The sequence below is a fragment of the Mucilaginibacter sp. UYP27 genome, from assembly GCF_040547175.1.
Lineage (GTDB): Bacteria > Bacteroidota > Bacteroidia > Sphingobacteriales > Sphingobacteriaceae > Mucilaginibacter.
Genome location: NZ_JBEPPE010000002.1, coordinates 177,812 through 195,433 on the forward strand (window position 1 = coordinate 177,812; position 17,622 = coordinate 195,433).

Annotated in this window: 17 protein-coding genes and 1 tRNA gene; 7 read left to right on the plus strand and 11 right to left on the minus strand. The window is 42.1% G+C overall.

All coding sequences use genetic code 11. From position 1 onward, the window contains the following. Window positions 1-46 precede the first annotated feature (46 nt). From ilvC to ilvD, 4 genes are all read right to left on the minus strand, one after another. A complete protein-coding gene (ilvC, locus tag ABIB39_RS08625) occupies window positions 47-1,105 on the minus strand; it encodes a ketol-acid reductoisomerase (protein ID WP_354429064.1) in 1,059 nt (352 codons plus the stop codon). Window positions 1,106-1,221: 116 nt separating this feature from the next. Beyond that, window positions 1,222-1,827 (minus strand): acetolactate synthase small subunit, encoded by a 606-nt coding sequence (gene ilvN / locus ABIB39_RS08630; RefSeq protein ID WP_354429066.1) that lies wholly within the window; start codon window positions 1,825-1,827, stop codon window positions 1,222-1,224. Between the two features lie 52 nt (window positions 1,828-1,879). Next, window positions 1,880-3,634: a biosynthetic-type acetolactate synthase large subunit gene (ilvB, locus tag ABIB39_RS08635; RefSeq protein ID WP_354429068.1), complete on the minus strand. Its 1,755-nt coding sequence runs from the start codon at window positions 3,632-3,634 to the stop codon at window positions 1,880-1,882. A 74-nt stretch (window positions 3,635-3,708) separates the two neighbouring features. Beyond that, the gene (gene ilvD, locus ABIB39_RS08640; RefSeq protein WP_354429070.1) at window positions 3,709-5,421 is read right to left on the minus strand and encodes a dihydroxy-acid dehydratase; all 1,713 of its coding nucleotides are present in this window, start codon (window positions 5,419-5,421) and stop codon (window positions 3,709-3,711) included. Window positions 5,422-5,805: 384 nt separating this feature from the next. On the opposite strand from ilvD, the gene ABIB39_RS08645 reads away from it, so the two are divergent. Both ABIB39_RS08645 and ABIB39_RS08650 read left to right on the plus strand, forming a co-directional pair. Next, a complete protein-coding gene (locus ABIB39_RS08645) occupies window positions 5,806-6,849 on the plus strand; it encodes a HipA domain-containing protein (RefSeq protein WP_354429072.1) in 1,044 nt (347 codons plus the stop codon). Between the two features lies 1 nt (window position 6,850). Further along, window positions 6,851-7,504 carry a hypothetical protein gene (locus ABIB39_RS08650; protein ID WP_354429074.1) on the plus strand — a complete coding sequence of 218 codons (654 nt, stop codon included), beginning with the start codon at window positions 6,851-6,853 and terminating at the stop codon, window positions 7,502-7,504. 53 nt (window positions 7,505-7,557) lie between these two features. Here ABIB39_RS08650 and atpC read toward each other — a convergent pair whose 3' ends face one another. Both atpC and atpD read right to left on the minus strand, forming a co-directional pair. Next, window positions 7,558-7,812: an ATP synthase F1 subunit epsilon gene (gene atpC, locus ABIB39_RS08655; RefSeq protein ID WP_354429076.1), complete on the minus strand. Its 255-nt coding sequence runs from the start codon at window positions 7,810-7,812 to the stop codon at window positions 7,558-7,560. A gap of 95 nt (window positions 7,813-7,907) precedes the next feature. Then, a complete protein-coding gene (gene atpD, locus ABIB39_RS08660; protein WP_354429078.1) occupies window positions 7,908-9,413 on the minus strand; it encodes a F0F1 ATP synthase subunit beta in 1,506 nt (501 codons plus the stop codon). A gap of 203 nt (window positions 9,414-9,616) precedes the next feature. Between atpD and ABIB39_RS08665 the strand changes: the two genes are divergently transcribed. Beyond that, a complete protein-coding gene (locus tag ABIB39_RS08665) occupies window positions 9,617-10,840 on the plus strand; it encodes an OmpP1/FadL family transporter (RefSeq protein ID WP_354429080.1) in 1,224 nt (407 codons plus the stop codon). A gap of 11 nt (window positions 10,841-10,851) precedes the next feature. Continuing rightward, window positions 10,852-12,186 carry an SGNH/GDSL hydrolase family protein gene (locus ABIB39_RS08670; protein ID WP_354429082.1) on the plus strand — a complete coding sequence of 445 codons (1,335 nt, stop codon included), beginning with the start codon at window positions 10,852-10,854 and terminating at the stop codon, window positions 12,184-12,186. An 89-nt stretch (window positions 12,187-12,275) separates the two neighbouring features. On the opposite strand, the gene ABIB39_RS08675 is transcribed toward ABIB39_RS08670, so the two are convergent. The 5 genes from ABIB39_RS08675 to ABIB39_RS08695 all read right to left on the minus strand — a co-directional run bounded on the left by ABIB39_RS08675 (window position 12,276) and on the right by ABIB39_RS08695 (window position 16,137). Continuing rightward, complete coding sequence (locus ABIB39_RS08675) at window positions 12,276-13,259, minus strand: NAD(P)H-quinone oxidoreductase (RefSeq protein ID WP_354429083.1); 984 nt, start codon at window positions 13,257-13,259, stop codon at window positions 12,276-12,278. A gap of 121 nt (window positions 13,260-13,380) precedes the next feature. Further along, window positions 13,381-14,061, minus strand: coding sequence for a hypothetical protein (locus ABIB39_RS08680; RefSeq protein ID WP_354429085.1), 681 nt, complete (start codon window positions 14,059-14,061; stop codon window positions 13,381-13,383). A 36-nt stretch (window positions 14,062-14,097) separates the two neighbouring features. Continuing rightward, window positions 14,098-14,487, minus strand: coding sequence for a GntR family transcriptional regulator (locus tag ABIB39_RS08685; protein WP_354429087.1), 390 nt, complete (start codon window positions 14,485-14,487; stop codon window positions 14,098-14,100). A 1-nt stretch (window position 14,488) separates the two neighbouring features. Further along, complete coding sequence (locus ABIB39_RS08690) at window positions 14,489-15,286, minus strand: hypothetical protein (RefSeq protein WP_354429089.1); 798 nt, start codon at window positions 15,284-15,286, stop codon at window positions 14,489-14,491. A gap of 11 nt (window positions 15,287-15,297) precedes the next feature. Continuing rightward, window positions 15,298-16,137, minus strand: a complete 840-nt coding sequence (locus ABIB39_RS08695) for an ABC transporter ATP-binding protein (protein ID WP_354429091.1) — start codon at window positions 16,135-16,137, stop codon at window positions 15,298-15,300. A gap of 152 nt (window positions 16,138-16,289) precedes the next feature. Here ABIB39_RS08695 and ABIB39_RS08700 point away from each other — a divergent pair, with 152 nt between their 5' ends. From ABIB39_RS08700 to ABIB39_RS08710, 3 genes are all read left to right on the plus strand, one after another. Beyond that, window positions 16,290-16,751, plus strand: coding sequence for a redoxin domain-containing protein (locus ABIB39_RS08700; protein ID WP_354429093.1), 462 nt, complete (start codon window positions 16,290-16,292; stop codon window positions 16,749-16,751). A 101-nt stretch (window positions 16,752-16,852) separates the two neighbouring features. Beyond that, a tRNA-Arg gene (locus tag ABIB39_RS08705) sits at window positions 16,853-16,926 on the plus strand. 60 nt (window positions 16,927-16,986) lie between these two features. Next, window positions 16,987-17,559 (plus strand): adenylate kinase, encoded by a 573-nt coding sequence (locus ABIB39_RS08710; protein ID WP_354429095.1) that lies wholly within the window; start codon window positions 16,987-16,989, stop codon window positions 17,557-17,559. The last annotated feature ends 63 nt before the right edge of the window (window positions 17,560-17,622 follow it).

A 17,622-nucleotide genomic window follows, 5' to 3' on the forward strand; every position in this document is an offset into this window, starting at 1 on the left:
ATTTGCAGTTAAGTCTTGCTACTTGATACTAACTACCAAATACTAATTATGCTTCTACAGCCTGGTTTTCGGGGCGTAAACTACGTACTGTTTTGCCTGCCTGCCATAATTCGCTGTCGCGTAATTCTTTCAATTCCGCGTCTAATTTTTCACGGTAATCATCCTTACTGTTGCTATCGATAGATTTTTGTGATTCAACACCGGTTGCAACGCTTTTGTATAGGTCTTCAAATACCGGTTTAGTGGCATCACGGAATTTTTTCCACCAGTCTAAAGCGCCGCGTTGTGCAGTGGTTGAACAATTTGCGTACATCCAGTCCATACCGTTCTCTGCAACTAACGGCATTAGCGATTGGGTAAGCTCTTCAACTGTTTCGTTGAACGATTCTGAAGGTGAGTGGCCGTTAGCACGCAAAACTTCGTACTGTGCAGCAAAAATACCCTGGATACAGCCCATTAGCGTACCACGCTCGCCGGTTAAATCGCTGTAAACTTCTTTACGGAAATCTGTTTCGAACAGGTAACCGCTACCAACAGCAATACCTAAGGCGATAACACGCTCAAAAGCTTTGCCCGTAGCATCCTGGAAGATCGCGTAGCTTGAGTTTAAGCCACGGCCTTGCAAGAACATACGGCGTAATGACGTACCCGAACCTTTAGGGGCAACCAAAAATACATCCACATCCGCAGGCGGGATAATGCCGGTTTGCTCATTAAAAGTGATACCAAAACCGTGAGAGAAATAAAGTGCTTTACCCGGGGTTAAGTGTTTTTTAACAGTTGGCCATAAAGCTATCTGTGCAGCATCGCTTAATAAATAGCAAATTACGGTTCCTCTTTCAAGGGCTTCTTCAATTTCAAAAAGGGTTTCGCCGGGTACAAAGCCATCGTTAATTGCTTTATCCCATGTTTTTGTGCCTTTACGCTGGCCAACAATTACGTTAATGCCATTGTCTTTTTGGTTGAGCGCCTGGCCCGGACCCTGAACGCCATAGCCAATTACTGCTACAACTTCATCCTTTAATACGTCCTGAGCTTTTGCTAAAGGGAACTCTTCGCGGGTTACTACATTTTCTTCACTACCGCCGAAATTTAGTTTTGCCATTGTTTTGGTTTTTTGATTTTTTGCGATTTCACCGATTTAGATGATCTCACAGATTTACTCTTTTATTGTGATTTATAATTCGTTCTGTTTTCTGTCCTATTCTTGGCTCTTCGCATTTACATTGTAAATACTTTTTGCCCTTTATTAAGGTATTCGTTCTCAATAACGTCCTCGCCCGGTTCAAGCCTTTCAAATTCGCGCAGTTTGCTGTTAAATCCTTCGCTATTTTTTATGATGGCTACACGTGCGCTGCGTACAAATTCAATAAGCCCGTAAGGTTGTAAAATGCTGATCAGATTATCAGTTTCTTCGCGATGGCCTGTGGTTTCAAACACGGTATAGTCCTTACGTAAAACCACCACACGTGCGCCATTTTCACGCAGCAAACGTTCTACGCTTACCTTCTCGGCAATAACATCGGTAGAGACCTTGTACAAGGCCAGTTCCTGCCAAATAACATCGGCATTGGTGTGGTAATATACTTTCAATACCTCTACCTGTTTTTCTATCTGGCGGGTTAGCTTGCGCACCACCTCTTCAGATTCGGTTATCACGATGTTAAAACGGTGGATGCTCTCGATCTCAGAAGGAGAGGTGTTCAAACTATCGATATTTATTTTACGACGCGTGAATATGATGGCAATGCGGTTAAGCAAACCTATCTGGTTTTCTGTGTAAACCGTTATGTTAAATTCCTGCTTTTCGTTATCCTGAGTTTCCATGTTGTTTTTTGTTTTTGCTCCTCTCTTTCGAGAGGCTGGGTGGGGCCTCTTTTTACTTTAACCTGATCTCGCTTACACTGCAACCTTGCGGTACCATCGGAAACACGTTGTTCTCTTTGGTAACCATTACTTCTAAAAGGAACGAGCCGGGGTTATTTAACATTTCGTTTAATGCTGATGGCAGGTCCTTACGGTCATCTATCACTTTGCCGGGGATGCGGTAAGCCGCAGCCAATGCCACAAAATCGGGGCTTTGGATATCCACGAACGAGTAACGGCGCGAGTTGAACAGTTCCTGCCATTGGCGAACCATGCCCAGGAAACGATTGTTCAGGATGATGATCTTTACATCTATGCCGCTTTGCATAATAGTACCCAGTTCCTGGCAGGTCATCTGGAAACCACCGTCGCCAATAATGGCAACGACGGTACGGTCTTGCGCGCCAAACTTAGCGCCGATGGCTGCAGGCAGAGCAAAGCCCATGGTGCCTAAACCACCGCTGGTAACGTTGCTGCGCGTGTTGTTGAATTGCGCGTAACGGCAAGCCACCATTTGATGCTGGCCTACATCGGTAACAATAATTGCTTCACCTTTGGTGATCTCGTTTAATTGTTTGATCACTTCGCCCATTGTCATTTCGCCGGTGGTGGGGTTAAGTTCATTATGGATAACCTGCTCAACTTCCTGGCGGGTGTAATCGTTGAATTTATCAAGCCATTCCGTGTGCTGTTTTTCTTCTACCAACGCGGTAAGCATTGGGATGGTCTCTTTACAATCGCCCCAAACAGGCACGGTGGATTTTACATTTTTGTCTATCTCGGCAGGGTCAATATCCAAATGGATCACCTTTGCCTGCCTGGCATACTTATCAAGGCGGCCTGTTACGCGGTCGTCAAAACGCATACCTATAGCGATCAATACATCACACTCGTTAGTTAGCACATTTGGCCCGTAGTTGCCGTGCATACCCAGCATACCTACGTTTTGTGGATGGTCTGTGGGGATAGCGCCCGCACCAAGGATGGTCCATGCAGCGGGGATGCCGCTCTTTTCAACAAAAGTTTTAAACTCCTGCTCGGCACTACCTAATATTACGCCTTGTCCCCATAATATAAATGGTTTTTTGGCAGCATTGATCAGTTCGGCAGCCTCTTGTATATACTGCGGGCGAACAATAGGTTTTGGCCTGTAGCTACGGATGTGGTTACATTTAATATAGCCTTCGTAATCGAATTTCTGGATTTGCGCGTTCTTGGTAATGTCTATCAATACCGGGCCGGGACGGCCGCTTTTGGCAATGTAAAATGCCTTAGCAAGCACCTCGGGGATCTCAGTAGCATCGGTTACCTGATAATTCCATTTAGTAACAGGTGTTGTAATGTTTATTACATCTGTTTCCTGGAAGGCATCCGTACCTAAAAGGTGTGCGAATACCTGGCCGGTGATACAAACCAGCGGTGTGCTGTCTATCTGCGCATCGGCTAAACCGGTGACTAAGTTGGTGGCACCGGGGCCGCTGGTCGCAAAAACAACACCTACCTTGCCCGATGAACGCGCGTAACCCTGACCGGCATGTATGCCACCTTGCTCGTGGCGCACAAGGATGTGGTTTAGTTTGTCGCTGTAATCATACAAAGCATCATAAATTGGCATAATAGCACCGCCGGGGTAACCAAAAATGGTATCCACACCTTCCACGATCAGGGCTTCTAATAATGCTTCCGATCCTGATAGTTGTACTACTGGTGATTTCACCGATTGCTCTTCGATTTCACCGATTTGTTGTGTGATTGTTTGTGTTTCCATTATTCTTTGATTACGCCGATGCTTTTGATTACACCGATTTTATTCTGTTCTTTTATCTTTTAATCTTAATCTAATTACGGCATTTCATCTGTTACGCAACCTTCAGCAGCATTGCTTACGGTTTTGGCGTAGCGGTATAAAAGCCCTTTGCTTACTTTTAGGGCCGGTTGTTTCCAGGCGGCTTTGCGGGCGGCAAATTCTTCGTCGCTTATCATTACGTTAATGGTGCGGTTTATCGCATCAATAAAGATCCTGTCTTCGTCTTTTACAAAGGCAATGCCACCACCGTCATAAGCCTCTGGTGTAATGTGGCCTACCACGAAACCGTGTGTGCCACCACTAAAACGGCCATCGGTAATTAGCGCTACCGAACTACCCAAGCCCGCGCCAAATATGGCAGAGGTTGGTTTCAGCATTTCGGGCATGCCCGGCGCGCCCTTAGGGCCTACATTACGGATAACCACTACATCGCCTTTTTTAACAAAGCCGCTTGTAATGCCGTGGATCAGCTCAAATTCTCCATCAAATACACGGGCAGGGCCTTCAAAGCTAGTGCCCTCTTTACCGGTAATCTTGGCAACGCTTCCGCCTTCAGCAAGGTTGCCGTAAAGAATCTGTAAATGACCGGTCGCTTTTATAGCATGCTCTACAGGTAATATGATCTTTTGCGCATCGAAATCCAATGCAGGAACGGTTTCTAAATTTTCGGCGATAGTTTTACCTGTTACAGTAAGGCAACTGCCGTCAAGCCAGCCTTGTGCAAGGCAATATTTCATCACTGCGGGTACGCCGCCAATGTTATGCAGGTCTTCCATCATGTATTTACCGCTGGGCTTCATATCGGCCAGTACCGGGATGCGGTTACTTACGGTTTGAAAATCATCCTGGGTTACTCTGACGCCAACACTTTTGGCCATAGCAATTAAGTGCAATACCGCGTTGGTAGAACCTCCAAGAACCATAATGATCACTATCGCGTTCTCGAAAGCCGCACGGGTCATAATGTCTGATGGTTTGATGTCTTTTTCTAAAAGTATTTTAATGGCTTTGCCGGCAGCCAAACACTCTGCTTTTTTATCATCGCTTAAAGCTGGGTTTGATGAGGAGTAAGGCAAACTCATGCCCAATGCCTCGATAGCGGCAGCCATGGTATTAGCCGTGTAAATACCACCACAGGCACCCGCGCTTGGACAGGCATTTTTTATAACACCAATAAAATCTTCGGGAGTAATTTGCCCTGCTATCTTTTTACCTAAAGCTTCAAAAGCCGATACGATATTAAGGTCTTCACCTTTCCAGTGGCCCGGTTTTATTGTTCCACCATATACCATAATAGAGGGGCGGTTTAAACGGCCCATTGCCATGATAGAGCCCGGCATATTCTTATCACAGCCCGGCAGGGTTATTAATCCATCATAATATTGCGCACCGGTAACCGCTTCGATAGAGTCGGCGATAATATCGCGGCTCATTAGCGAGTAGCGCATACCTTCGGTACCGTTGCTCATGCCGTCGCTTACGCCGATGGTGTGGAATATCAGGCCCACCATATCTTCATCCCAAATACCCTGTTTAACCAATTTGGCAAGATCGTTAAGGTGCATGTTACACGTGTTACCATCGTAACCCATGCTGGCAACGCCAACCTGTGCTTTTTGCATGTCATCATCTGTAAGGCCTATCCCGTAAAGCATGGCTTTCGCCGCAGGTTGGGTTTCATCCTGGGTAAAGGTTTTACTGTACTTATTTATTTCTACAGTATTTGTAGTATCTGATGATGAACTCATTTTTATGAAACGTTTTTATCCATCGTGCCCGCCGAACACGGCGTTAACGATTTTGGTTGTATTGTGTATTCGTAAGTTAGATATAGCCTTATGGAATAACAAGGCATTAAAAATTTATTTTAAATAAGTATTTTATATTGATTAATTTAAATTATCGGTATTTAATTTGTTTATACTCCATAAATATAGAATTTAATTTTTATTAATTTATACCAAAGTTTAAAACGGTATTCGGTATGTTTTTTATGCATGCATAGCAATATTTAAAATTTCGGCGTGAAATGGGTGATTGGGTGGCAAAAGTTGTCTTTAGATAAGGCTGGTTATAATGTAGTGTAAGTTTTTTTTTGTTCCTTTATAAACCTTGTTAACTATTCAAAATAGATGCCTGAGATTTTACTTGTAACAGATTGGAATGAAAAATCATATTTCAGCACTGGAGGAACTCGAGAAAAGAGTTTATTAGAATCTCCCGAAGGATACAATTATTATTTTAAAACCTCATTAAATAAACCGGGCAAAGATTATCGTTTTGAGTTTTGGTCTGAGATTATTGCTTCTGAAATAGGCCAATTACTCGGATTAAATATGTTGAAATATGATGTTGCAATTAAAGATAATATAATTGGATGCATAAGTCAATCAATGATAAATTCAGAAAAGGAAAGATTAATTGAGGGCGTCAATTATTTGGTTGGTTATAATAATATGTATGATCCGAAGTCTAAAGAGCATCAACCATTGTATTCCTATCAATATATTAAGGAAGCTTTAAAATATTTCAAACTGGATTATTTTGTTCCTGATATAGATGAAATCATTGTATTTGATGCATTAATTGGGAATGGTGACCGCCATCAAGAGAATTGGGGTGTTATCGTAGGACATGCTGATGTGCAAACTAAGATTGGAAATAGTGATATTTTTCAAACAGGAAGTTATGTTAAAAATAAACTACGGGATGTATACAATTTGTTTAGTAAACGAGGTTATAGATATTCTGAAAAAGATAGTTTGTCAACGCTTATCGGAATAGCCACTGAAAAAATAAGATTTTCTCCGATTTACGATAGTGGTAGTAGTCTAGCAAGAGAACATGATGACAATAAAATTTCAATAATGCTTAAAGATAATATACAGTTCGAAGCTTACATCAACAGGGGTAAATCTGAAATTCATTGGTTGGGCAACAAATTGAAACACTTTGAATTGGTTAGGGAACTCATCAAAAGTTCAGACAAAGGAAAAGAAACATTAAATCTATTTAAAGAAAGATTTAATGAGGAAAAAATCCGTTCTATAATTTATAATGTAGACAAAGATGTACCTCCAGAATTTAAAGATTTTAAATTATCAGAGCATCGGAAAGAGTTCCTAACAAAATTGATAACTTTGCGTTATAAGAGGTTAGTCAGTATTCAGTTTTAATATGCGTTCATTCGGTTATTTATATTTAAGTTGGCGAAAAGGTTTTGGTTATTCTCGACACATAGTTGGGGTAATTAAAATCAAGAATAATGCTACGACTTTTTCATATATTAATGATGCTGTTGAAAGAGCTAAAAAAGAAGGATTTACACCGTATGTTGAATTTCCGGATTTAGAAAAAATTTATACCGATAACGTTATAGAAATTTTTTCTCAGCGCCTTATAAAATCAGAGAGAGGTGACATAGGTAATTTTTTAAAGTTTTGGGAGATACCGCTGACTAAAACTGATGATAAAGTGTATTTAATTGCTTACACACAAGCTTGGGTACCAACAGATAACTTTGAAATTTTAGCTGATTTTAATCCCTCAAAAAAGTTATGCTTTGTCACTGATTTGGCAGGTCTTAGTATAACAAAAATTGACAGCGATAAACTTGAAGTTGGAGACACCCTTACTTTTAAAAATGTTTCTATAGATAGTGATAGCAAAGCGGTGCAGGTCTTTAAAGGTGAGTTTTTATTAGGGTACATAAAAAAAATACATAACCGCGTTTTTTATAAAAAGGGTAGTGAGTTTTTGACGATAAAAGTCAAATCGATAGAAAAAAATGGTGTGTTAAAAAGAGTTTTTTTAAAAGTTGCTTCTAAGTAAAAAAAGTCCGGTCAAATACTGACCGGACTTTCCATATATCAGTATAAAAAGTTCTATTTAATAATAATACCCTCCGCCAATACGGTAACCTTATTGTTTAAGGCTTCTACCACACCGCCCTGGATGAAAAATATTTCTTCTTTTGTACCCGCGGCACCGCGGATGGTTAATTTACCATCGTTTAAAGTAGAAATGATAGGGGCATGGTTATTCAAGATCTCTAAAAATCCTAATGTACCGGGTAAGGTAACCGAGGTAGCCTCGCCTTCGTAGATCTTTTTATCAGGAGTAAGAATTTCTAATGTCATCTGTTTGGTATCAAGTAATTAGTATCAAGTATCAAGTAATATTTAGAGTATCAAGCGGTAAGAATGTCTTACTACTTGATACTATATACTTGCTACTAATTATTAGCTTCAGCCAATAATTTTTTACCTTTTTCAATAGCATCTTCAATGCTGCCTACAAGGTTAAATGCTGCTTCGGGGTACTCATCAACTTCGCCATCCATGATCATGTTGAAACCTTTAATGGTGTCTTTAATGTCAACCAATACACCTTTTAAACCGGTGAACTGCTCAGCAACAAAGAATGGTTGTGATAAGAAACGCTGAACACGGCGTGCGCGTGATACAACCAATTTATCTTCTTCAGAAAGCTCATCCATACCTAAGATGGCGATGATATCCTGAAGCTCTTTGTAACGTTGCAATGTTTCTTTAACGCGTTGAGCTGTATTGTAATGCTCATCACCTAAGATAGCTGCGCTAAGGATCCGTGAGGTAGAATCCAGTGGATCCACCGCAGGGTAAATACCAAGCTCGGCAATTTTACGTGAAAGTACGGTTGTAGCATCTAAGTGAGCAAATGTTGTTGCCGGTGCAGGGTCAGTTAAATCATCCGCAGGTACGTAAACGGCCTGTACAGATGTAATTGAACCACGTTTTGTTGAAGTGATACGCTCTTGCATGGTACCCATCTCGGTAGCCAGTGTTGGCTGGTAACCTACTGCTGATGGCATACGACCTAATAATGCCGATACCTCAGAGCCCGCTTGTGTAAAGCGGAAGATGTTATCGATAAAGAATAAGATATCACGGCCTTTACCATCCTCATCACCATCGCGGAAATATTCTGCAAGGGTAAGACCAGAAAGTGCCACACGTGCACGTGCACCCGGGGGCTCGTTCATTTGGCCGAATACGAATGTTGCTTTTGATTCTTTCAAAGCCTCAGGGTCGATCTTAGAAAGATCCCATCCACCGGCTTCCATTGAATGCATAAACGCATCGCCATATTTTATAATGCCCGATTCAAGCATCTCGCGTAGTAAGTCGTTACCTTCACGGGTACGCTCACCTACACCGGCAAATACAGATAAACCTGCATAAGCTTTCGCGATGTTATTGATCAGTTCTTGAATTAATACTGTTTTACCAACACCGGCACCACCAAATAAACCAATTTTACCACCTTTTACGTATGGCTCTAAAAGGTCAATAACTTTGATACCTGTAAACAAGGCCTCAGTTTCAGTAGATAGATCTTCGAAACGTGGAGGGGTAGCGTGGATAGAACGGCCATTCGTTTTGTCAAGATCAGGAATACCATCAATTGCATCACCAACTACGTTAAATACACGGCCTTTTATTTGCTCACCAACCGGCATTTTTATAGCTGCAGCAGTATCTAAAACTTTCATTCCGCGCAGCAAGCCGTCGGTAGAGTCCATCGCGATTGCACGCACACGGTCTTCACCTAAATGTTGCTGAACTTCCAAAATGATTTTCTGTCCGTTGTCTTTTGTGATCTCAAGCGCATCGTAGATCTTAGGAAGATGTGCATCATCAGCGAAACTTACGTCAACTACCGGACCGATGATCCTTGATATTTTTCCAATGTTTGGCATATATAACCTGGTATTTTAAATAATTTATGATGAAACAGATGCGCTCTATACAAAACGGTACTATTTCAGAGGCGCAAAGTTAAGGTTTATTGCCAAATATTTAAATAGTTAAGTGAAGAAATTTCTGTGAAATTTTTCAGGGACAATTTTGTAGTTTTGTTCACCAATTTTAAAACCGGCTTTACAGCCTCTTAACGTATTAAATGAAAAAACTTCTACTGCTATTAATGTGGTTAGCCCCCGGCGTTATCTATGCCCAGGGTTTTATGGTTAACCTAAATGGTCAAAAACAAATAGGCATGGGCCACACCGGTACCGGCTTGTCGCAGGATGGTGCTTCGGTTGTTTTTAACCCCGGCGCAATGGCGATGTTATCTGAAAACTATTTGCAGGCAGGTATAAGCCCGCTGTTTTTTAAGTCGGGTTTCCAGGGTGCAGGCGCTTCGGGTACTGCGTTTACCAAAGAAAAAGTAGCTACTCCCTTTAACGCTTATGTCGTATGGGGCCCTAAAGGTGCCCGCTGGAAAGTAGGCCTTGGCGTTTACACCCCGTTTGGTGGCTTAACGGATTGGGGAAGCAACTGGCAGGGAAAATACGTATTGGAGAGCCTTGATCTTAAGGCGATATTTTTCCAGCCGACGGTTAGTTATAAACTTACCGATTACCTAAGCGTAGGTGCAGGCTTTGTTTACAACCACGCATCGGTTGACCTGCAACGTGCTATCCCGGTGAGCGGGCCCGACGGTAACCACGGCCAGGCCCGTTTAACAGGCGGTGGCCGCGGCTACGGCTGGAATGCTGGTATCTTTATTAAGCCAAGCAATAAATTTACCATTGGTTTAGATTACCGTTCGCGGGTTAATACTACCATTAAAAAGGGTGATGCCTTCTTTAGCGTGGCTAACTCGCTGCAGGCGAACTTCCCGCAACCAAATTATTTTAAAGCAGGCATCCCGTTGCCGGCAAATGCTTCAATAGGTTTTGGCTATACACCTGATACAAAATGGACTTTGGCTTTCGATGCGAATTTTGTGGGATGGCATTCATACAAAGCGCTCGCGTTCGATTATACATCAAACACCGCTACTTTAGCTGATACTTACTCGCCACGTAATTATAAAGACGCGTTTAGCTTAAGAGGTGGCGCGCAGTACAAAACAAGTGACAAAGTTGCCGTGCGCCTTGGTGGCGGTTATGCCAGCACCGCAGTAAAAGACGGTTATGTAACGCCAGAGGTACCCGATGCTAACCGCTATTACTTAACAGCGGGTTTAGGCTACAAGCTTACACGCAAACTGGATCTTGATCTTTCTTTCGAGTACGAACACTTGTTCTCTCGTTTCCAAACTAATATCGAATCTAATTTATCGGGCACATTCAAAAGCAATGTTTATATCCCGGGTGTTTCAATTTCTTACCACTGGTAATATCCTTTAGCATGAAAACGTTAAATAAATACATATACATATCTGCAGCGCTTGTATTATTTACAGGCTGTAAACCCAATTTTGAAAGCCCTAAGAAAAGCGAAGGCAATGCCGATTTTACCCGCTACATAGCAGTAGGGAACTCGTTAACCGCTGGCTACGCGGATAACGGCTTATACCTGGAAGGGCAGCAAAATTCTTACCCAAGCATCATTGCCAAACAAATGGCTATAGTTGGCGGTGGTACCTTTACCCAGCCGCTATTTAACGAAGCACAGGCAAGCGGCTCTACCTACCTTAAACTTACAGGTTTTAGCGCGACAGGTACGCCAATTACTGCTACCGTTACCGAGAATAATGCAGTACGCGGCCAGGTAACTATCCCGGGTTTTGGAAATGTAACTTTACTAACCAAATATAGCGGCGACCTAAATAACTACGGCGTACCAGGCATTAAGTTACAGCAGATAACTTACGCGCCTTATGGTAATTTAAACCCGTTTTTTGAGCGTTTGCTACCGGGCAACCCGCCAACAAACAATATCACTTACCTTGATTTTGTTACCGCTAAAGATTTTACCTTTTTTACCGATTGGTTGGGTAACAACGATGCATTAGGCTATGCTACAAGCGGCGGTGCAGGCGATGCATTGACTGATAAGACTCAATTTGCACAGCTATACACTTTATCTATAGCTAAATTGACAGCAAAAGGTGCCAGAGGCGCGGTTGCTACCATACCTGATGTTACATCAGTACCATACTTTACAACCGTTACTATTGGTGCTATTTTAGCCGGTGTGCAAAAAGCTAACCCACAAGTACAGGCGCTTTACATTAGTGCACGTGCATCGGCAGACATCACTAATACCAACTATGTCCCACGCGCGGCTACAGCGGCAGATCTTATCGTGTTGACATTTCCTACTGCAAAGATCGGCCAAATGGTGACATCTCCGGTCGGTATGGTGCCTTATGGTTTAACGCCTTATGCACCTATTGAGAACCAATATATATTGGATAATAATGAGTCGGTATTAGTGAAAGATTATGTTACTGATTATAATAAAACCATTAAAGCAGTAGCCGCTACAAAAGGCTTAGCTGTGTTTGATGCCTTTACTTTTTTAAATGGTGTTAAAGCGAATGGTGTATTAATAGATGGTGTAAGTGCAAATTCGAGCTATATCAGCGGTGGGATCTTCTCGCTGGATGGGGTCCACTTAACGCCACGTGGTTATGCCATTGTAGCAAACGAGTTTATTAAAGCGATCAATTCCAACTACGGCTCTACCATCCCGGCAGTAAATATTTCAAACTACCGCGGGGTTAAGTTCCCTAATTAAGCAGTTTGCAGTAAATAGTTGGCAGTTTGCACGTAAATGCAATCTGCCAACTACCTGCTTTAAACTATTTATTGCTAACTGCAAACTCCCTACTGCCAACTGATAACTATTTTCCCCATATGTCCACTGCTTTCCATCAGTGCATGGGCTTTGGCGGCTTCATCCGCAGCAAATATTTTATAAATAACGGGTTTTATTTTGCCCGATGCCAGTAATGGCCAAATATGCTGCTCCAGATTGTGGGCTATAGCTGTTTTAAACCCAACATCGCGTGAGCGCAGCATTGATCCTGTAATGGTTAGTCGTTTACGCATAACCTCACTCAGGTCAATTTCTACTTTTTTACCCTTCATGGTATTAATGTGCACCAGTCTGCCTTCGATAGCAAGGCATTTAATATTTAATGGGGTGTAGGGGCCACCTATCATATCCAGTATCACATCTACGCCTTTGTTATCAGTTAGTTTAGCTATCGCATCTGCAAAATTTTCTTCGTTATAATTGATGGCGTTTGTAGCGCCAAGGTCTTCGCAAAACCTGCATTTCTCGGCACTGCCCGCGGTTACATAAACTTTGCTACCGAATGCTGTAGCCATTTGTATCGCGGCCACGCCAATGCCGCTGCTGCCTCCGTGCACTAAAAGAGTTTCGCCGGGTTGCAGCCTGCCACGGTCAAATACATTGCTCCAAACCGTAAAAAACGTTTCAGGTAACGATGCCGCTTCGGCAAATGATAAGTTATCGGGCACCAGTAGGCATTGCCCTTGGGGCGCATTACAATATTCCGCATAGCCACCGCCAATTACCAGGGCGCAAACTTTATCGCCTATCTTCCAACGGGTAACTTCTGCACCAATCTCAGTCACCAATCCTGCTACTTCCAATCCCGGTATATCCGTAGGCGCACCCGCAGGCGGTGGATAATTACCTTTCCGTTGTGCAACATCAGGCCGGTTAATGCCCGCTGCCATCACTTTAATAAGTACTTCGGTAGGGGAGCAGGCAGGGGTGGGCCTATCGCCAATTTGCAAAACTTCGGGTTCGCCGGGTTGTGTTATGATAATGGCTTTCATATAATTTCGTTTTCTATAATATCCTATAGGTTGCCATACAAGGCCTCAAGTAAAGCTTCGTACCGTACTCTTTTCAAACGGATCGCAATTCTATGACTTTTTTGTGCTATTTTAATTTTAGCTATTGATGCATCGCCTTTAATGATTTCCCGGATAAAATAACCGCAGAACTATCAGCAATGTTAAGACTTGCTTTTTCGGCAAACCCGTGCCCTATGTCGAGTATGGTATAATCCTTAAGGGTAGCCGATACGTAGCCGAAATGCATGTTTTTTGAGCCTTTTAATTCGGGTGCCATTTCAAACAACACTTGGCTCGAGTCTGCCTGCGTAACTTTAAGCGTATCAAAATTACTACTATAACTCTCGACTTCGAACCTCGATTTGCCCTTTATATCAACATTGATATTTGCCTGCCTTAACTTTTGCATTTCAAAGTTGGTGTTGGTAGCATTGATAGATAATAATTGCGGCGCAAAAAGACGCACCAATACCCGGTTTTGCATCCAGTTTTTTTCGCCTTGGTTTTTGTATTTATTGGGAAATGTAAGGTGCAGTGTATCGTTTTTTACATAGGCTTTAAAAGTAACACCTGTTTTATAGGCGTCCCAATAATTAAGCACCCGTACCGATGCGTGCTTGTTTTGTTCGAAAACGATCTGGGTGATGTTACCGCCATCCAACTTGAGGTGTTTAAAGGGCTGCTCCAATACCTTATTATAGTTCCAGTACAAGTCACTTTTATCAACCTTGTCGTACACGTTTTTAAACGCAAGGTCTGTCACCACCACGCCTAACAGCATTACGGCAAATAGTGCGGTGAGTATTGTTGTGCTTATTTAGTCTTCATGTTTTTTCTCTTTAAATGTTTCGTCGATAAATTTTTGGTAACGTATATCAATTTCTTCCACCGGGATATCCAACAAATACATGCTTCTTAAAAATACCGGTAGCTCATTCTCTAAAAACTGCTCTTTTCTAAAGGCAATTACCCTGGCCATGGCATCTGCTTCTACAAAGTAGCCTACACCCCGTTTGTTGGTGATGATCTCGCGCTGTTGCAAAAAATCATAGGCACGTTGCACAGTGTTTGGGTTCACCTGCATCATTATTGCAAGATCGCGTATGCTCAGTATCTTTGCTTGCAGTGGCCACTGTTTAAGCAATATCTGCTCGCAAACGTATTCTGCTATCTGTAAGTAAATTGCTTGCTTTTCTCTAAACTCCATTCTAATTTTCTTTTTCTCTCAACCTTAAGTATGCGGTTATCCATAAAATACCAGGTAACACATACTGCAAAAAAATGTTGGTAATATCATATGCGTAATGCGGCAACTCAATGTTTCCAACTTCTGAATAAACTTTTATAAGCACCGTAAAGTACGGGAATGCAACATCAACATTAGAAAATAATAGACTAACAACGGCCAGGTTAAAAAAATAGATGGCAGCAAGTAACCCGCATACCACCAACGCCACCTTTACCAGGGCAACCCGATTAAAATACAACGAGCCCACCATCATAGCGCCCACAAAATTAGTGTATAATATCGTGGCCTTAATAACTACGTTATTATCTAAAAAAGTGTATAAGTAAACATGGTCATACAGGCTTCGGTACAGCGGGCTGCTACGGTCGAGCCCGTTGTGGTACGCAGTTACGAAGGTGTAATCCATCAACCTGAAAAAGCTTAAAAAAACAATGCAAAACAGCAGGCCCGATATTAATACACCGCAAAGCCATTTTTCCAGCGCAGAAGCAGGTAGCGTTAGGTATGCGGCCCCGCCGGCATTTGTAGTAAAGTAGCTGAACACTACAGAGGATAAAACAACGCCGCCGCCAATGAAGCCCCAAATGAAGGTCAGGTTTTGCGCGGGCCCCCAGTCTAAGGAGTAAAGGATAAGCGTGTAAAGTAAAAAAGTGAACGCCAGTACGGCCGCAAACGCGCCAATTATTTGCATAGCGCGCTCCAGTATGGTTTTCTTTAGCAGAAGCCCAAACCTGCTGAGGTTAAAAGTATCATTCATGGTAATGAGGTTTAGTTGGTTGAAAATATTTGTTTGGCCATTGCGGGATTTTCAGTAACGCCGTTAAAAAGTTGCTCTAAGTTTAGGCCCGAATCGTCGCAATCGGTGTTTTCCATCACTATAGCGGTACCACGGAGCATTTTTTCGGAATATAAAACTCTGGCGCCTGGCGGTATTTCTGATACCGTTTTAAAGCAAAGCTTATCTGCAATGTCTGCCACGGAAGCGTGTAGCAGCAGTTTGCCGTCGTCTACAATGATCACGTTATCTATCATGTTCTCCAGGTCGCGAATCTGGTGGGTGGAGATAAAGATAATCCTATCTTCGTTCATCACCGAAGCGATAAGTTTCCTGAACTGCGATTTGGAAGGGATATCCAATCCGTTGGTAGGTTCGTCCATCAAGAGCACCCTGGTATTACAAGCCAGCGCAAATGCTATCACAAACTTTTTTTGCTGCCCGAAGGAGAGTTTGTTCAGTTTGCCGTCAACGCTTACTTCCAGCTGGGTAAGGTATCTGTAAAAATTATTACTATCAAACAACGGGTAGAAGGGAGCAAACAAGTTTTTATATTGTTTAATAGTAAGCGCCGGTACGTAAACATCTTCGGCTATATAGTAAATGGTTTGTAGGAAAGATGGTTTGCGCGTTTGGGGTACCATGCCATTTACTATTACGCTGCCTCCTACTGGGAACAACGTACCCGCCATATTTTTAAGTAGGGTAGATTTGCCCGCGCCGTTTTTTCCCAGCAGCCCGTAAATACTGCCGCTTTGAATTTCTAATGTGAGATTTTGGTAGAGCAGTTTTTTGGGCGAATAACCAAACGATAAGTTTTGAAATTGTATCATTAGTGTATTAGTTAATTAGTACACTACAAATGTAAATGTATATTTTGCAATTCCAAGTGTTCTTGTTTTTTTGGTAAAAAAAATAGTTCTTTAATTCGTAGGATGCCCAACTTCCGGTTAAAAGCTATTTATTTGCATAAAATAAAATACTTATGCTATTACAACCAGGCCAGGCTGCACCGCAGTTTAAATTAACCTCATCAGATCTTAAAGAAGTTTCGTTAGCCGATTTTAAAGGCAAAAAAGTAGTTATCCATTTCTTCCCTTTGGCTTTTACAGGTGTGTGCACTACGCAGCTTTGCACCATGCGCGATAGCTTTGGTTATTACGATGGTTTAAACGCACAAATTTTAGGCATCTCTGTCGACTCGCCTTTTACCCTGGCTAAGTTTAAAGAAGAAAATTCTTATCAATTTCCGTTACTATCTGATTTCAATAAAGAAGTTTCTGCAGCATATGGTGCTTTATATGCTGAGTTTGCTTTTGGTATGAAAGGCGTATCCCAACGTGCTGCTTTTGTGATAGATGAGGAACAAAATGTAATTTATGCCGAGGTGTTAGAAAACGCCGGAGACCTGCCAAATTTTGAGGCAATTGCCGAAAAAGTAAAGTAATTGATAAAAAAATTTGCAATGGATGTAGAATATCCTATTTTTGCAGTCCGTAAAAAACGGGTCGGTTGTTAATTTATTGACAACAGTTGTTATCAAAATACGCATTTGTAGCTCAATTGGATAGAGCATCTCACTACGGATGAGAAGGTTTGGGGTTCGAATCCCTACAAGTGCACACTAATTAAGCCTTTCTGTTTTAAAACACTGAAAGGCTTTTAACTTTAATCACAAAGGGATGCTTAACTTAGTACTGTTTGGCCCGCCCGGAGCAGGGAAGGGTACTCAATCACAGAATCTTATCGAGAAATTTGGCCTGATCCACCTTTCAACAGGTGATCTGTTACGCGGCGAAATTGCGCAAGGCACTGAACTTGGCCTCGAAGCAAAAAAACTAATGGACGAGGGTATGCTTGTTCCTGATAGTGTTGTGATTGGTATGATCAGCAATAAACTTGACGCTAATAAAGATGCAGAAGGCTTTATTTTTGATGGTTTCCCGCGCACTGTAGCACAAGCCGAGGCTTTAGACAATTTGCTTGAAACAAAAGGATCTGCTATTTCTGGTATGATCGCTTTAGAAGTTACCGATAGCGAATTAGAACAACGTTTATTAAAACGTGGCGAGACATCCGGCAGGCCTGATGATGCCAACCCGGAAGTGATACGTAAAAGGATTAAAGAATATAATGACAAGACTGCACCGGTTGCAGGCTTTTATAAAAACCAAAGCAAATATAAAAGCATCAATGGTATCGGGTCTATAGATGAGATTTTCTCTTCTATTAATTCGGTTATCGAAGTTTATTAATAATATAGTCCGAAAGTCGGCAAGGCAGTAAAGTCCGGAAGACGGTAAAGCGATTTGCTTACC

What these genes read in the sequence shown, in the direction of transcription:
- ABIB39_RS08695 (WP_354429091.1), bottom strand. Translation starts at nt 16,137, where the DNA reads ATGATACAATTTCAAAACTTATCGTTTGGTTATTCGCCCAAAAAACTG.
- ABIB39_RS08685 (WP_354429087.1), bottom strand. Translation starts at nt 14,487, where the DNA reads ATGGAGTTTAGAGAAAAGCAAGCAATTTACTTACAGATAGCAGAATAC.
- ABIB39_RS08690 (WP_354429089.1), bottom strand. Translation starts at nt 15,286, where the DNA reads ATGAATGATACTTTTAACCTCAGCAGGTTTGGGCTTCTGCTAAAGAAA.
- ABIB39_RS08645 (WP_354429072.1), top strand. Translation starts at nt 5,806, where the DNA reads ATGCCTGAGATTTTACTTGTAACAGATTGGAATGAAAAATCATATTTC.
- atpD (WP_354429078.1), bottom strand. Translation starts at nt 9,413, where the DNA reads ATGCCAAACATTGGAAAAATATCAAGGATCATCGGTCCGGTAGTTGAC.
- ilvN (WP_354429066.1), bottom strand. Translation starts at nt 1,827, where the DNA reads ATGGAAACTCAGGATAACGAAAAGCAGGAATTTAACATAACGGTTTAC.
- ABIB39_RS08675 (WP_354429083.1), bottom strand. Translation starts at nt 13,259, where the DNA reads ATGAAAGCCATTATCATAACACAACCCGGCGAACCCGAAGTTTTGCAA.
- ABIB39_RS08710 (WP_354429095.1), top strand. Translation starts at nt 16,987, where the DNA reads ATGCTTAACTTAGTACTGTTTGGCCCGCCCGGAGCAGGGAAGGGTACT.
- ABIB39_RS08650 (WP_354429074.1), top strand. Translation starts at nt 6,851, where the DNA reads ATGCGTTCATTCGGTTATTTATATTTAAGTTGGCGAAAAGGTTTTGGT.
- ABIB39_RS08680 (WP_354429085.1), bottom strand. Translation starts at nt 14,061, where the DNA reads ATGCTGTTAGGCGTGGTGGTGACAGACCTTGCGTTTAAAAACGTGTAC.
- ilvD (WP_354429070.1), bottom strand. Translation starts at nt 5,421, where the DNA reads ATGAGTTCATCATCAGATACTACAAATACTGTAGAAATAAATAAGTAC.
- ABIB39_RS08670 (WP_354429082.1), top strand. Translation starts at nt 10,852, where the DNA reads ATGAAAACGTTAAATAAATACATATACATATCTGCAGCGCTTGTATTA.
- atpC (WP_354429076.1), bottom strand. Translation starts at nt 7,812, where the DNA reads ATGACATTAGAAATTCTTACTCCTGATAAAAAGATCTACGAAGGCGAG.
- ABIB39_RS08665 (WP_354429080.1), top strand. Translation starts at nt 9,617, where the DNA reads ATGAAAAAACTTCTACTGCTATTAATGTGGTTAGCCCCCGGCGTTATC.
- ilvB (WP_354429068.1), bottom strand. Translation starts at nt 3,634, where the DNA reads ATGGAAACACAAACAATCACACAACAAATCGGTGAAATCGAAGAGCAA.
- ilvC (WP_354429064.1), bottom strand. Translation starts at nt 1,105, where the DNA reads ATGGCAAAACTAAATTTCGGCGGTAGTGAAGAAAATGTAGTAACCCGC.
- ABIB39_RS08700 (WP_354429093.1), top strand. Translation starts at nt 16,290, where the DNA reads ATGCTATTACAACCAGGCCAGGCTGCACCGCAGTTTAAATTAACCTCA.